At 65.1% G+C, this 14,799-nt stretch carries 12 protein-coding genes; 1 reads left to right on the forward strand and 11 read right to left on the reverse strand.

Going from position 1 to position 14,799, the window contains the following annotated elements:
• Positions 1–80: 80 nt before the first annotated feature.
• The 5 genes from OOT33_RS10545 to OOT33_RS10565 all read right to left on the reverse strand — a co-directional run bounded on the left by OOT33_RS10545 (position 81) and on the right by OOT33_RS10565 (position 6,947).
• Positions 81–1,664 (reverse strand): TolC family outer membrane protein, encoded by a 1,584-nt coding sequence (locus OOT33_RS10545; RefSeq protein WP_307749983.1) that lies wholly within the window; start codon positions 1,662–1,664, stop codon positions 81–83.
• Positions 1,665–1,777: 113 nt separating this feature from the next.
• A complete protein-coding gene (locus OOT33_RS10550; RefSeq protein ID WP_307749984.1) occupies positions 1,778–2,152 on the reverse strand; it encodes a PilZ domain-containing protein in 375 nt (124 codons plus the stop codon).
• A 19-nt stretch (positions 2,153–2,171) separates the two neighbouring features.
• On the reverse strand, positions 2,172–3,854 hold the full coding sequence (locus tag OOT33_RS10555) for a hypothetical protein (RefSeq protein WP_307749985.1): 1,683 nt from the start codon (positions 3,852–3,854) through the stop codon (positions 2,172–2,174).
• Positions 3,855–3,857: 3 nt separating this feature from the next.
• Positions 3,858–4,595 carry a hypothetical protein gene (locus OOT33_RS10560; RefSeq protein WP_307749986.1) on the reverse strand — a complete coding sequence of 246 codons (738 nt, stop codon included), beginning with the start codon at positions 4,593–4,595 and terminating at the stop codon, positions 3,858–3,860.
• A gap of 114 nt (positions 4,596–4,709) precedes the next feature.
• On the reverse strand, positions 4,710–6,947 hold the full coding sequence (locus tag OOT33_RS10565) for an ATP-binding cassette domain-containing protein (RefSeq protein ID WP_307749987.1): 2,238 nt from the start codon (positions 6,945–6,947) through the stop codon (positions 4,710–4,712).
• Positions 6,948–7,056: 109 nt separating this feature from the next.
• Between OOT33_RS10565 and OOT33_RS10570 the strand changes: the two genes are divergently transcribed.
• Positions 7,057–8,448, forward strand: a complete 1,392-nt coding sequence (locus OOT33_RS10570) for an HlyD family type I secretion periplasmic adaptor subunit (protein WP_307749988.1) — start codon at positions 7,057–7,059, stop codon at positions 8,446–8,448.
• Positions 8,449–8,461: 13 nt separating this feature from the next.
• Here OOT33_RS10570 and OOT33_RS10575 read toward each other — a convergent pair whose 3' ends face one another.
• The 6 genes from OOT33_RS10575 to uvrC form a co-directional block, all read right to left on the reverse strand.
• Complete coding sequence (locus OOT33_RS10575) at positions 8,462–9,256, reverse strand: LysR family transcriptional regulator (protein WP_307749989.1); 795 nt, start codon at positions 9,254–9,256, stop codon at positions 8,462–8,464.
• 7 nt (positions 9,257–9,263) lie between these two features.
• Positions 9,264–9,662, reverse strand: coding sequence for a Co2+/Mg2+ efflux protein ApaG (apaG, locus tag OOT33_RS10580; RefSeq protein WP_307749990.1), 399 nt, complete (start codon positions 9,660–9,662; stop codon positions 9,264–9,266).
• 16 nt (positions 9,663–9,678) lie between these two features.
• Positions 9,679–10,887 (reverse strand): aminotransferase class I/II-fold pyridoxal phosphate-dependent enzyme, encoded by a 1,209-nt coding sequence (locus OOT33_RS10585; protein ID WP_307749991.1) that lies wholly within the window; start codon positions 10,885–10,887, stop codon positions 9,679–9,681.
• A 112-nt stretch (positions 10,888–10,999) separates the two neighbouring features.
• On the reverse strand, positions 11,000–12,040 hold the full coding sequence (leuB, locus tag OOT33_RS10590; protein WP_307749992.1) for a 3-isopropylmalate dehydrogenase: 1,041 nt from the start codon (positions 12,038–12,040) through the stop codon (positions 11,000–11,002).
• Positions 12,041–12,086: 46 nt separating this feature from the next.
• Positions 12,087–12,827, reverse strand: coding sequence for a DNA repair protein RecO (gene recO, locus OOT33_RS10595; protein WP_307749993.1), 741 nt, complete (start codon positions 12,825–12,827; stop codon positions 12,087–12,089).
• A 3-nt stretch (positions 12,828–12,830) separates the two neighbouring features.
• The gene (gene uvrC / locus OOT33_RS10600) at positions 12,831–14,765 is read right to left on the reverse strand and encodes an excinuclease ABC subunit UvrC (RefSeq protein WP_307749994.1); all 1,935 of its coding nucleotides are present in this window, start codon (positions 14,763–14,765) and stop codon (positions 12,831–12,833) included.
• Between the last annotated feature and the right edge of the window lie 34 nt (positions 14,766–14,799).

The raw sequence follows: 14,799 nt of genomic DNA on the forward strand, positions 1-14,799 counted from the left end.
TTACCTTATGGTAAACGCCGCCTTTACCATGCGGCGCAAGGCGGCGTTTACGATGCAGGATCGGAGTACGAGCGCCGGTCTCAGTTGCTGCCCGGGGCGGGCATCACGATGCGGGGCAGGGGTTGCCCCTCGCTCACAAGATCGAACAGGCCGCCAAGCTGCTGAAGCACGCGGAATTCGGCCAGCGTCTTTTCGGTATTGTTGGTGAGGCGCCGCGCCTTGGCGTCGAACAGGATCTGCTGGCTGTCGAGCAGATCGAACACCGAGCGGCGGCCTTCGCGGAACTGCTGTTTGTAGAGGTCCGCCACCTTCTCGGTCGCGGCGATCTCGTTTTCGATCGTCGAGATCTTCTGGCGCGCTGCCTCCAGGGCGTTGAAGTCTATGCGAATGTCCTGCTCCACCTCGCGGCGGCGGCGGTCCAGCTCATAGTCGGCCTCGCGCAGCCGCGCCGACAGGCGGTTGCGGGTGGCGATGTCGCGTCCGCCGTTGAAGAAGCTGTAGCTCACCGTCACCATCGCGCGCGCGTCGCGGTTGCGACCGGTGTCGCCCTGCACGTCGTCCTTCCAGTTGCCCTGGGCGACGAGGCCAACGCGCGGGAAGAAGGTGCCGGTCTGGCTCGCGCGCTGTTTTTCGAGCGAGCGGCGGTCCTGCACCGCCTGCGCCATGCGCGGGTTGTGATCGTCGATCATCGCCACCGCCGCGCCGGCTGAGGTGGGCAGTGCCTTGTCGGCCGGCGGCAGGTCCACCGTCATGCCGGGCAGGCGGCGGGTGAGGCGGCGATAGGCTTCGCGTGCCTGTTGCAGCGCACTTTTGCGGTCGAGCACTTTGGCTTTCACATTGTCGAGCCGCGCCTTGGCGCGGCTGACGTCTGCGGGGGTGGTGAGGCCCAGATCCTGCTGGATCGAGACCATGTTGAGAATTTTTTCCGTCGCCGCGATTTCCTGTTCGGCCAGCTCGACCAGCTTCTGCCGCTCAAGCACATTGAGATAGGCTTCGCTGATGTCGTAGGAGATCGCCTCGATCCGCTCGCGCGTGCTCCACTGCGCACTACGATAGCTGGCGCGGGCGCGGGCAATGTCGTTCGCTGTGGTGCCGAAGTCCCAGATGTTCTGGTTGACCGTTACCACGCCCTCGGTGCGGCGCAGGGTGGTGGTGTTGCCGATTGCTGGCTCGTTATATTCCTTGCCCATCGCTACCGTCATGTCGACATGCGGCAGATAACCGGACCAGGCTTCATGAACGCCATAGCGCGCATCATCCTGCCGGGCGAGCGCGATCTGGATTTCCGGGTTTTCCTTAAGCGACTGAACAATTGAACTGCGCAGGGATTCGACCGTGCCGGGGGGCGGCTCTGCCGTGGCTTCATCCTGCGAGGCGGGGAGGGCGGGGTTCTGATCCTGATCCGCGATCACGGCGGCGACCAGCGGCGCTTCACCAGTGTTGGCGGTGGCATTTGCATAGGGGTCGTGCAGTGGCGTTGCCGAGCCGCCCCACCCCGCCACAACGCTGCCATCGGGCATCGGCCCGGCCACTCTCCTGGGCGCGACGTCGTCGTCCGCAGCGTGGAGGCTCGACATCGGCAGCATCGACAGGGCGATGATGAGCAGCGAGGCGCTGTGTCGCATCCTCACGTCCACCCTTGGTGAGCGAAAATCCTGTGCCAACGCTGGTCTCCCTGGCCTGTCCTCATTGGTTCAGCGCCCGAAAATGACCAAACATGGTTAAAAACAGGTAAATACCGTCCCGGAATGAGACAGGTCGCCGCAGCCCTCGCGCCTCAGTCGACGAAAAACTCGATTTCGTCGCTTTCCTTGCGGGTGCGATCGTTGGCGAGCAACGCCAGCAGCTGCTCTTCCTCAAGCGGTTCATCAAACCGGATGCCAAAGCCGTCGGGCGTAGTGCGCATGATGCGGCCGAACATTTCGGTGCCGCCTACGGTCAGGGCCACGGGTATGTCGCGCCGGTCCATCAGATAAGCGAGCTTGGGTCGGAACATCGCTCCGCCGGCGGAAAAATTGACGACGCGGCCCTGATAGCCGAGCATGCGGTCTATCATCACCAGCGTGCCGTCGATCTGGCAGCCGAAGCGCTGCGCCACGCGTGTGAAATCGCGCTTGGGCTTGCGGAAGCGGGTGAGCGGGTTGAGGTTCATGGGCGTGCTCCGTTCCGTCTCAGTCCAGATTGCCGTTGGTGCCGGTGGCGCGCGCGCCGCCGTCCTGTGGCTCCGGGGCAGAGCGCACGGCTTCCTCGGTTTCCTGCAGCGCATCGAGCCGATGCTTCAGCACCTCCATCTCCAGCCGCGCGCCGTGCATGCCGGGCAACAGATGTGAGGCACCGCCCTCGGTGGCTTCGTCCTCGATCCGCAGGCGCTCCATCAGCACGGCCAGGCGCGCATTATTCGCCTCGGCCTGCGCAGACAGTCGCGCGATCAGCGCCGCATCCTGCTTGTGCGCGCGCTCGATCCGGCCCAAAGACCCGCCGAAGGTGCGCTCCACCTTGCGCACGAGGCGCCGCTGGCCCGCCAGCATCCGGCGCACTTCGCCACGCAGGCGTCGCCGTTCGCGCGCCGCGTCGATCGAGGCCTCGCCGCGCACCAAAACCCCCGCGAGCCGCGACAACAAGCCGCCGCCTTCGCCCTCGCGCCGGTAATAGGAAACGCCTTGGCCCGTCCCATCTTTCGCCAGCAGTTCCGCCTGCAGCGTGGTCATCCGGTCCATCTGCGCGTGAAGCCGCGTGCCGGAGAGCGCGTTGTTCTGTTCCACCATCTGCCGCATCTCGGCAAGCGCGTGGGTGATAGTCTCCCGGTCGCGCTGCGCTTCGTTGATGAGGCCATTGAACTGCGCCACCATCAAGGTCTGGTTCCTCGCCAGCTCCGCCACGCAATCCGATATCGGCTGGAGGAGCGGAGAAGGATCGGTCAGTCTTTCGGTTGATCGGCCGAGGCTCGCCACCGCGCCGGTCATCTCGGTGACCGCGGCCCGCGTCTCTTGCTGCGCCAGGGCGCTGTCGAGCACGGTTTCGCGCAGGTCGCGCAGATGCTTGCCGCCCAGCTCCAGCGCGCGGATGACATTGCCCAGTTCCACCGTCTCGCGCTGTGCGCTCTCGCTCTGCGGCGCTTCGAGGGCGGAGACGTTGGCGAGCCAGTGCTCGAACTCGTTGCGCAGCGTCTTCATCGCGCTGGTCATGAACCGTTCGAGCGCGCCCAGCACCATCGATGTCATCAGGCCGAACAGCGAGGATGAGAAGCCGACAGACATGCCGTTCAGCGGCGCCTTCATGCCTTCGATCATCTTGCCGAAGGCGTCTGTGCCGCCCTTGCCGCTCATGTCCATGCTGCCGATGAGGTCGCTTACCGAATGCACGGTTTTCATCAGGCCCATGAACGCGCCCAAAAGGCCCAGGAAAACCATCAGGCCAGAGAAGTACATGAGGGTCGATTTGCGGTCGTTGATGCGCATGTCGACATCGTGCAGGATCATCTGCACCGTGGCGTTGGAGATCTGGAAATTCTCCTGCTTGCTCATTTCCTCGGCGATGAGATTATAGCCGTGGCCGAGCAGCTCCGGCTCCTGAAAAATGATTGCCGGATGCTTGTAGGGGTCGAGCGGGCGGCGTTCGCGCGCGCCGAAGTCCACCTGCAACGCCTTGAGCGCCACCACTTCGTTCTTGAGCGCGAGGACATGGCGGAAAGCGATCGATGCGGCGATGCCGAACAGGCCGAATATGGTGAGGTTGAGCGCGGCCTTCGCCATGATGCCGGCGATCACGAACTCATGCGCATAGATGCCGAGACCCGCGAGAATCACCATGATCGCGGTCATCTTGAGCAGATCGGAACGGATTTTCTTTTCCATGGCTTATGGCTTCAATACCACGCGCACATTGTGCCCGTCTTTGGATCCAGGGTCGGTGACGCGGATCTGGGTTGAAATGTTTGCAGGGCTTATGCCTGCGCGGATGAGGATGTTGCGGGTCATTGCCGCGCGATAGAAGCCGATACGTTGTGCTTCGGAAATCGAATTGTCCTGCGGGGCGAGTGACCAGATCTCGTATTTCATCCCGGGTTTGACGCGGGCGCTCAGGAAGGCGACCACGGCTTTCTCATTGTCGTCGGAATAGCGCACGGCCAGCGGCTCGAAATCGACCCGCAGCAGCATATCGGCGGTCTTGAGCTCTACGCCCTTGGTCTCGTCCGCGTTCTCCAGCGCCTTGACCTTCAGCTTCATCGTGTCCGGCGTGGCGCGGGTACGGACGGTGAGCTTGTCCGTGCTGTCGACGATCGTCTCGGACTTGAGGATCGAACCGAGCTCGGCGATAGACGTGCCGGTTTCCGCATCGCGCGGAGAGTGGATGGGGTTCAGCTGCTGCCCCGGTGCGCCGCCTGCCTTCTGGGATTTCGCGTTGGCTTCTTCGTCAGCCAGCTGGTGCTGCGCCGCATAGGCCTTTTTGAACTGCTCCATCGCGCGCTGCGAGAGCACCATCACGGCCGAGCTCATGATGACAAGCAGAAAGGTCACGACCATTATGACGGTCGTGAGCACGTCCACGAACGCCGGCCAATGGTTGACTTCGCCGTCGGAAGATGCGCCGGCCACCTGCTCTGACTCCTGTACTCATGGCCGTGCGGACGGCCATCTGCCCATCTTGGTGAACCCGGCTTAAACCAATTCCCCTAACCAACTCCTAACGGGGCCGGGAATGCGCCGGTTTTAGGCCGCCTTCTGCTGTTGCTGCCCGCGCAGCAGCGCCAGCACCTCGTGCTTGGGCTTGTCGGCAAAGATCCGCCCTTCCTCCAGCCAGAGCACGCGGTCGACCAGATCGAGCAGGGCCATGCGGTGGGTGGCGACGATAACGGTCTTGTCCGCGGCCGCGTGGCGCAGGCCGTTGATCACCGCCTGCTCGGAGTCGATGTCCATATTGGCGGTCGGCTCGTCGAACAGCAGCACGGCGGGGTCGCGTACCATCGCGCGGGCAATCAGCACCGATTGCCGCTGCCCGCCGGAAAGATGCGCGCCGCGCGGGCCAACCTTGCGGGTATAGCCCTCGACACTGCGGTCGATGAACTTGTCCAGCCCGGCCGCGCGGATCGCCCGTTCCACCACCTCCGGGTCCGGCTCCTCCATGCCCAGCAGGATATTGTCCCAGATCGAGCTGTTGAACAGCACGGCGTCCTGCCCGGAATAGGCGATGCTCTTGCGCAGATGCGCGGCGGCGAACTGGTCCATCGCGTGGCCATCCACGCTGATCGCGCCTTCGCTGGGGCTCAACATGCCCGAAAGGATCTGGAGCAGGGTAGACTTGCCCGAGCCGGAGCGGCCGATGAGCGCGATCTTCTCGCCCGGCTGGATGTCGAGCGAGACACCGCGCAGACTCTGCTCGGCCGCACCCTCATAGGTATAGCTCACCTGGCGCAGGCGGATGTCTCCACCGATCTCGCTACGGCGGATCGAAGGGTCAGACACATCGCGCTCCGGCTCCATTGCCAGCAGGTCCGCCAGCCCGGCGAATTGCGAGAGGCTCTGATAGCCCTTTGAAATGATGGCGATCGCGCTGGAAACCGGCACCATCGCCCGTCCGGCCAGCATCGTTGCTGCCACCAGCGCACCGGTCGTCATCACTCCGGCCTTGATCTGGAACACGCCGATGATGACCACCATCACGGTCACGAGCTGCACCAGGAAGGTGGAAACCGCGCCGGGCAGGTCGTTCCACTTGCGCGCATTGCGCCCGGCCATGCCGATATGGTCGGAAACGATATCCCACTGTCGCAGGAAACGCCCTTCGGCCTGATTGGCCTTGATCGTGGTCAGCCCCTCGGCGACATCGACGACCAGATTGTTGCGCGCCTGCATCAGCTTGGTCGCGCGCTTGGCCGACAGCTTGCTGGCATAGGCCGCGACCGCGCCGACGAACAGCATCGCTGCCGCGCCGATGAGCGGGGCCGAGGCCGTCAGCCCGGCGATCATGCCGATCAGCACCACGAAGGCGAAGAAGAAGGGCACATCGACGAGGAACGTCACCAGCATCTGCGGCACCAGCATCGCCAGCCCCTCGACATCGCGCAGCGCGGTCATCAGGCTGCCGACATTGTTGTCGCGCTTGCCCAGCCGCCCGTGCAAAAAGCTCGTCATCGCGCGATGCTGCACCGCCTGGCCCACGCGCACCGCGACCGAGTCGACGAAGGCCGAGCGGGCATGACGAAACAGGAATTCGAACACCAGCACCATCGCTATGCCTGCGGAAAGCGCCCAGAGCGATTCGATGGCGAGGTTGGGCACCACGCGGTCATAGATCGCACGCATATAGAGCGGGATTGCCAGCGCCGTGAGGTTCATGAAGGCGGCGGCGGCGAGCATCTGTACCAGTCGCTTGCGCTCGGACAGGAAAACACCCAGCGCCCACAACCGAGGGTTGCGGCGCACGAAATCGCGTTCCTCGTCAAAGCCCAGTCCGTTTTCCGGGTCGACATGGCCGCACACGAGAATGTCGCCAAAGGCGAGGGCGCCCAATGCCGCGCGCGGCACCTGCTTTTCCCCTTCGGCATCGAGCACCAGCGCCGTCTTGCGATCGGGCAGCGCCAGCACGATCACCGCGCCGCCGTCGATCAGCGGCATCAGGCAGGGAAGGTCGGCGCCGGAGAGGCGGCCGAGCGGGACCCGTTCCCACCGCGCTTCCAGCCCGGCGCGGGCGAGCGCGATCTGCGCGAATCGGGGGTCCATGTCGCCATCGCCCGTCGGCAGGGCGGCGGTGAGCAGATCCTTGTCGGTCGGCTTGCCGCACTGGCGACTGAGGACTTCGAGCGCGGCCACCGTCGACAACGGAGAGAGCAATCCTGCCCATTCCGAATGCTCGTCCTTCCCGTTTTTCAGGGCTTTGCGTGCCACCTTGCCGGCCAGCCGTTGCGTCAGGCTGGGCCGGTCGATGATGTATAACTGCTCGATGTCCATGCGGACTCCCGTGGAATTTGGTAAACGGATTAAACATTTTTAAGGATAATGATTGGTAAACGCGGATCAGATTTCTTTGAGGGACTGACCGGACATGCGCTTTGCCGCCATGAGAGACCGCCTGATTCGCGCACTGGGGGGTGCCAGCCTGTTCGAGGGCGTATCAAGCCAGGAAATGGCCGCCGCTTTTGCCGGCAAGGTGAAGCTGGAAACCACCTCGATCGCGGGCATTACCCCCTGGAGCGCACGCATGCGCACGGACGGGCAGGCCAGCATGCTCAAACTGTTCGGCGGCGTGCTGCTGCTGTTCCTCCTCTGGGCCAGCGTTTTCCATGTCGACAAGGTGACGCGCGGCATGGGCCGGGTGCTGCCCTCGGTGCAGAATCAGGTGGTCCAGCATCTCGAAGGCGGCATCGTCTCGCGCCTGATGGTTCAGGAGGGCGAGCGCGTGCGCAAAGGGCAGGTGCTGATGCAGATCAGCAATCAGTTCACGTCCGCAGAGTTCGAGAATGCCCGTACCGATGTGGTGGCAAAACGCATCGCGCTCGCCCGCATGGACGCCGAAGTGGCGGGTGCGCGCAGTTTCGCCACACCGCCGGAGCTGGCGAAGATCGCGCCGGATATCGCGGCGTCGGAAGAGGCCTTGTTCTATTCGCGCATCGCCCAGCGTGGTCAGGAATCGGGCATCGTCAGCGAGCAGGCGAGCGCCAAGCGCGCAGAGCTGGTTTCGCTCAACGCCCGGCTCGGCAATTTGCGGGACGAGGAACGGCTGATGATGGTCCAGCTCGACAAGCTGGAGCGCGCCTATCAGGCAGAGGCGATTTCCGAGCGCGAGGTGCTGGACAAGCGCTCGTCGCTGCTCGCGCTGCGTACCCGCATCGCCGATGTGCAGAACCAGATCCCCGCAACCCGCGCGCAGCTGGCCGAAACAAATGCCCGCCATGGCGAGCTGTGGACCAAGACCGTGCAGGACACCAAGGAGCGTGCGGCGCAGCTGCGCCTTGAACTCTCCAAGGCGGGCGAGGCGCTGGGCGCCTATCGAGACAAGGCCAGCCGCGAGGAAATTCGCGCGCCGATGGATGGCGTCGTCAACAAGCTCTATATCCAGACCGTCGGCGGCGTCATCAAGGGCGGTGATCCGCTGGTGGAGATCGTGCCCGTAGACAAGGTCGTGATGGTCGAGGCACGCGTTGCGCCCAAGGATCGCGGCAACATCTATCCCGGCCTGCCCGCACGCATCAAGATCTCGGCCTATGACTCAGCCGTTTATGGCGGGCTGGACGGCACTGTCGTCGATGTGTCGCCGGACGTGATCCAGGATCAGAAGGGCGAGGTATATTACCGGGTGCGCCTGCGCGCGGATACGACCAACTTCGGCAAGGGCAAGCCGGTGATGCCGGGCATGACGGCCGAGGCCGACATCCGTTCGGGCAGCCAGACGATCCTCGACTATATCCTCGGCCCGTTCATCCGCATCCGCGACAGCGCGCTGCGCGAATAATCGCGCTAAAAGCCTAGCCGCCCGAAAGCGCGGCGACCAGGGCCTTGACCTTCTTTTGCCGCCACTGCGGCGCCGGAGCGACAAGCCAATATCCGCGCTCGCTCTCCCGCGCTTCGCCGAACTGACGCACAGCGCCCGCCGCTATCGCCGGTTGCGCCAGCAGCATCGGCACGCAAGCGCGCCCCAGCCCGCTCGCCGCAGCTTCGATTGCGAGCCCGGCATCCGCCACCCGGATCACGGCGCCTTCATCCGGTCCACAGCCCTGCCAGTCAATGACCGCATCCGCGCCGCCCCCGTCCGCCGCCTCCACCGTCACGAAGCGTGCATCGTCCAGCGATATGCCCTCATGCTCGCCTGGCCCTTCCGCCAGCACCAGCGCGATATCGAGATTGGCTTCGGCGAAATCGGGCGGCGTATCGGCGGCGATCAGTGTGAAATGAATCTCCGGATTTTCCCGCCGATAGCGCGCGAGGCGCGGCAGCAGCCAGGCGGCGCTGATGTCGCGCGGGGCGGCAATGGCAAGCGCGCTGGACGATTGCCCCGCCTGCATCGCGTGCACCGCCTCCTCGAACATCAGGAAGCCGCCGCGCAGCGCATCGAGCGCGCCTTCGGTCTCCGGCGTCAGCTCCAAGCCTTTGGGCGTGCGGCGAAACAGCACGACGCCCAGCATGTCCTCCAGCGCGCGGATCTGTTGCCCGACGGCGGCGGGCGTTACGGCCAGCTCGTCCGCCGCGCGGGTGAAGCTCAGGTGCCGCGCCGCTGCATCGAGCACGCGCAGGCCGTTGAGGGGGAGGTGCGTGCGCTTCATGCGCCGCTCACTCTGCTTCGGCCGGGGCGACCAGCGCGAACCGCGGGATCGCCACGCGCAGCATCCGCCCGTCTGCCGCAACCATCGTGTAATGCCCCTCCATCACGCCCGTGGAGGTGTTGAGCGGGCAGCCCGACACATAATCATACGACCCGTCCGGGTGGATCACCGGCTGTTCGCCGACCACGCCCTCGCCCTCGACATGATGGATTGCCCCTCGCCCATCGGTGATCGACCAGCGGCGGGTGAGGAGCTGCACCGGCGCATCGCCCTCGTTCTCGATGCGCACATGATAGGCCCAGAACCAGCGTCCACGCCCCGGTTCGGACTGCTCCGGCAGGAAGCTGACGGATACGCGCACGATGATGTCGTCCGTTGCGGCATAATAAGGGAAAAAGGCCTTCATGCCGCGGGAGACTCCCCTAAAGCCCCGCCTTCGTCAATGCCTGATCCAGGTCTTCGATCAAATCCTGCGGGTCTTCCAGGCCGACATTGATGCGCACCATGCCCTCGGTCACGCCCATGTCCGCGCGCACCTCGGGCGTCAGGCTGCTGTGCGTGGTGCTGGCCGGGTGGGTCATCAGTGATTTCGCATCGCCAATGTTGTTCGAGATGTCGATCAGCTCCAGCGCATTGAGGACAGCCATGGCCTTCTCGCGCCCGCCCTCGACCTCGAACGAAAAGATCGGCCCGGCATAGCGCATCTGGCTCATCGTCAGATCATGCTGCGGGTGGCTGGGCAGGCCGGGGAACAGCACATGCGGCACGCGCTGTTCCAGAAACCGCCCGACCTCAAGCGCGTTTTCGGACTGCTTCACGGCGCGCAGCTCCAGCGTCTCCAGACCTTTCAGCACCACCCAGGCGCTGAACGGAGAGAGGGTCGGCCCGGTGTTGCGCTGATAGGGCAGCAGCTTGTTGTTGATGAAATCGGCCGAGCCGCAAACCGCGCCGGCGAGCACGCGGCCTTGCCCGTCCATCAGCTTGGTGGCGGCATAGGCGACGACATCCGCCCCCAGCTCCAGCGGGCGTTGCAGCGCGCTCGATGCAAAGGCGTTGTCCACCACGCTCAATATGCCGTGCGCCTTGGCCAGCGCACACACGGCGCGAATGTCCACGATGTCCATCGTCGGGTTGGCGGGCGTTTCAAAGAAGAACATCTTGGTGTTGGGCTTGATCGCCCGCTCCCAGGCATCATTGTCCCGCCCGTCTATCGTCGTCACCTCGATGCCGAAGCGCGGCAGCAGATTGTCCGTCACCCAGCGTGTCGGCCCGAAGGCGGCGCGCGCGATGACCATATGATCGCCCGCCGACAGGTAACAGAGCATCGCGGCGGACATGGCGGCCATGCCGCTCGCCTGCACGCGGCAGGCCTCGGCGCCCTCCATCAGGGCAATCCGCTCCTCCAGCATCTGCACCGTCGGGTTCTGGGTGCGGGAATAGGTCATCCCCGGTTCCTCGCCCGCAAAGCGCGCGGCGACACTCTGTGCGTCGTCATAGCTATAGCCGGAGGTGACGAAGATCGCCTCTGACGTCTCGCCCTGCGCGCTGCGCCATGTGCCGCCGCGCACCGCCTGGGTGGCGGGCCGCCATTTGGAGGTGATCGCCCGATTCTGCCCTGTGTCTCGTTTCATTTTTGCCTCTTTGTTCCTCAGAGGATTGCGGCTCCGGCCCGCTCCCCCACCCGACCTCCCATAAGATACCCTGTTTGGGAGGTCGGGTGGGGGAGCGGGCTGGTGCGGTAAACTATAGCACAGCCAGCACGGCGTCTCCCATTTGCTGCGTCGTCATCGTGCCACCAAGATCGGCGCTGCGCGCGCCGCCTTCAAGTGCCTTGGCCACAGCCGCCTCGATCCGGTCGGCCGCTTGCGGAATGCCCAGCGAATAGCGCAGCATCATCGCGGCGGAGAGGATGGTCGCGAGCGGGTTGGCCAGCGCCTTGCCGGCAATATCGGGCGCGGAGCCGTGGATCGGCTCATACAGCCCCTTGCCGTTCGCATCCAAAGACGCTGATGCCAGCATGCCGATCGAGCCGACGCACATGCTCGCCTGATCGGAAAGGATGTCGCCAAACAGGTTGCCGGTGACGATCACGTCGAACTGGCCCGGATTGCGTACCAGCTGCATCGCGGCATTGTCGACATACATGTGGCTGAGCTGCACATCGGGATAGTCTGCGGAAACCTCGATCACCACGTCGCGCCAGAGCTGGCTGGTCTCCAGCACATTGGCCTTGTCGACCGAGCAGAGCTTGCCGCGCCGCACCTGCGCCGCCTTGAACGCGCTGTGGGCGATGCGCCGCACCTCGGCCTCGTTGTACGACATCACGTCATAGCCCTCGCGCAGGCCTTCTGCCGTCTTGCGCATGCCCTTTTCGCCGAAATAGACGTCGCCGTTAAGCTCGCGCACGATCAGCAGGTCGATCGCCGAAGCGACCTCTTCCTTGAGCGCCGACGCGCCGGCAAGCTGGGGAAAGACCTTGGCCGGGCGCAGGTTGGAGAACAGCGTCAGTTCCTTGCGCAGGCCGAGAATCGCCTGCTCGGGGCGCAGGTGCCTTTCCAGATTGTCGCAGTCGAAATCCCCCACCGCGCCGAAAAGGATAGCGTCGGCACGACGGGCGACATCGAGCGTCTCGGGCGGCAGCGGATGGCCCACCGCCTTGTAGGCCGCGCCGCCCACCAGCCCTTCCTCAAACCGCAGGCCCAGGTCGAGCGCGTCCAGCACCCGGCGCGCCTGCGCCATGATCTCCGGCCCGATGCCATCGCCCGCAAAAACCGCTACCAGCATGTGTGAATCTCCCTTGTCGCGCGCACGCATATGGGCGCGGGGGCTATCACGCAACCGCTCTTTTGAGCCGGTCCACCAGCCGGTCCCGCCCGCTCAACACATCCGCGCGCCGCTCTGTCAGCACGGATTGTTCGAGGAAGTGGCGGGTAAGGGCAAGGCCGGAGAATATTGCGGCCCAATCCGCTTCTCCGCCGCCATCGCGGAGAAAGGCGGGGAGGGGGAGCAGCTTGGCCTCATAGCTCTGGCCGCCTTCGGCCGATACGCCCGCGCCGGTGCGGGGCGAGACATAGCGCAGGCTCTCCGGCCCAGCCCCGGTCGCCACGCAGCCGGAGAGGTCCAGCCCGAAGCCGAGGTGGGCGAGCAGCAGCAGCTCATAACGCACCAGCGCCACCGCCCATCCGCGCGCGGCAGGCGCCGCCTCGATCGCGTCCAGCACCGCGCCCAGCGCGTCATAGAGCGCGGGATAGCCGCTCTCCTCGGGCAGCGTCACGGCGGTGAGCGCACACACCCACTCTATCGCTGCGGCGGGCAGCGGCTCGGCCAATATCGGCGCGAGGCTGTGGGAAAGTTCGACCATCAGCGACGCGAGCTGCTCTGCCGTGCGTACACGAAATTCCGCCTGCACCCTGTTCCCGGGTATCAGCACCGGCCGCATCGCGCGGGATCGGCCACCCCGCACATATCCCGCCATCAGGCCGTTGCCCGGCGTCAGCGCGCGGACCACCGCCCCATGTTCGCCATGCGCCCGCACGGCACAGATTATGGCAGGCGTGGTCAGTTGCGCCACGCCTCAACCGTCTCCGTGGAAATAATCATAGACCGTGCGCGCCACCTTGTCGGATACGCCCGGCGCGCGCTGCAGATCTTCGAGGCGCGCATCCTTCACCGCGCGTGCCGTGCCGAAATGCATCAGCAGCGCCTTCTTGCGCGCGGGGCCGATGCCCGGCACTTCATCGAGAGAGGACGTGGTGATCGCCTTGCTGCGCTTGCCGCGGTGCGCGCCGATGACGAAGCGGTGCGCCTCGTCGCGCAGGCGCTGGATGTAGAACAGCAGCGGGTCGTTGACCGGCAGGCTGATCTCGCGCCCGTCCGGCAGGTGGAATATCTCGCGCCCGTCGCGCCCATGGAACGGCCCCTTGGAGACGCCGACGAGCGGTACGTCCTCCACGCCGGCCTCTTCCAGCATCGCGCGCGCTGCGGAGAGCTGCCCCTTGCCGCCGTCGATCAGTACGAGGTCGGGCCACTCGCCCTCTTCGCGGTCGGGGTCTTCCGCCTGCGCGCGGGCAAAGCGCCGGGCGAACACCTCGCGCATCATGCCAAAGTCGTCGCCCGGCCGGGTCTCGGGGTTCTTGATGTTGAACTTGCGGTACTGGTTCTTGCGGAACCCCTCCGGCCCCGCCACCACCATCGCGCCGAGCGCATGGCTGCCCTGGATATGGCTGTTGTCATATATCTCGATGCGCTGCGGCGGTTCGGGCAGGCCAAACAATTCCGCCAGATCGCGCAGCAGCTTGCTCTGGCTGGCGCTTTCCGCCTGCCGCCGCTGCAGCGCTTCGGCGGCGTTGCGGCGCGCCTGCTCGATCAGCTTGGCTTTGGGGCCACGCTGCGGCGTGTCGATCCGCACCTTGCGCCCGGCCCTGACGCACAGCGCTTCGGCGATCAACTCCGCCTCCTCAAGCTGTCGATCCAGCAACAGCACCGGCGGGGGCGGGGCATCCTCGTAAAACTGGGCGAGGAAGCTCGTCATCACCTCGCCCTCGTCCACATCCGCCGTATGGATGGGGAAGAGCGAATGGCTGCCGCAATTCTGCCCGCCACGAATGAAAAAGGCCTGGATGCACATTGCGCCGCCCTGCGCCGCGAGCGCGAATACGTCCGCATCCTCCAGTCCCTCGCCGTTGATCGCCTGCGCGGTCTGAACGAAGGTCAGCGCCTTCAGCCGATCGCGCAGCACTGCGGCCAGCTCATAGTCCATCGCCTCGGCCGCCTGCTGCATCGCGCCCGCGAGCTTGGCCTGCACGCCGCTCGCCCTGCCAGAGAGGAACGCCTCGGCATCCGCTACCAGCTCGGCATAGCCTGCTTGCGTAATCCGCTGCACACACGGCGCGGAACAGCGGCGGATCTGGTAAAGCAGGCAGGGGCGGGATCGGTTGGCAAAGAAACTGTCGGTGCAGCTGCGCAGCAGGAACAGCTTCTGCATCGCGTTCAGCGTGCGGTTGACGGCGCCTCCGCTGGCATAAGGGCCGAAGTAACGCCCTGCCGCCTTGCGCGCGCCGCGATGTTTCTGGATACGCGGGAACGCATGATCCTGGCGCAGCAGGATGTAGGGAAAGCTCTTGTCATCCCTCAACAGCACATTGTACGGTGGCCGATACCGCTTGATCAGCTGCGCCTCCAGCAGCAGGGCCTCTGCCTCGGTGCTGGTGGTGACGATGGTCATGGAGCGGGTCTGCGCCACCATGCGTTGCAGGCGCTTCGGCAGCCGGCCGATCTGGGTATAGTTGGTGACGCGGTTCTTGAGGGCCTTTGCCTTGCCGACATAAAGCACGTCGCCGCGCGCGTCGCACATTCGGTACACGCCCGGCTGGAGGGTCAGTGTCCTCACCGTGTCGCGGATCGCGGCGACACCCACCTCGATATCCGGCTGTCCTAAGCCGCGCAGCGCAAACGCGGCCTTTTCCTCGCTGAAACGATCAGGGATTATGGGTGGCGGAGACGAAGGCATGGCCGATATGTAGGAGTGCCGTCTCCGTTTGCCC

Source organism: Sphingobium sp. DEHP117, from assembly GCF_030867385.1.
Lineage (GTDB): Bacteria > Pseudomonadota > Alphaproteobacteria > Sphingomonadales > Sphingomonadaceae > Sphingobium.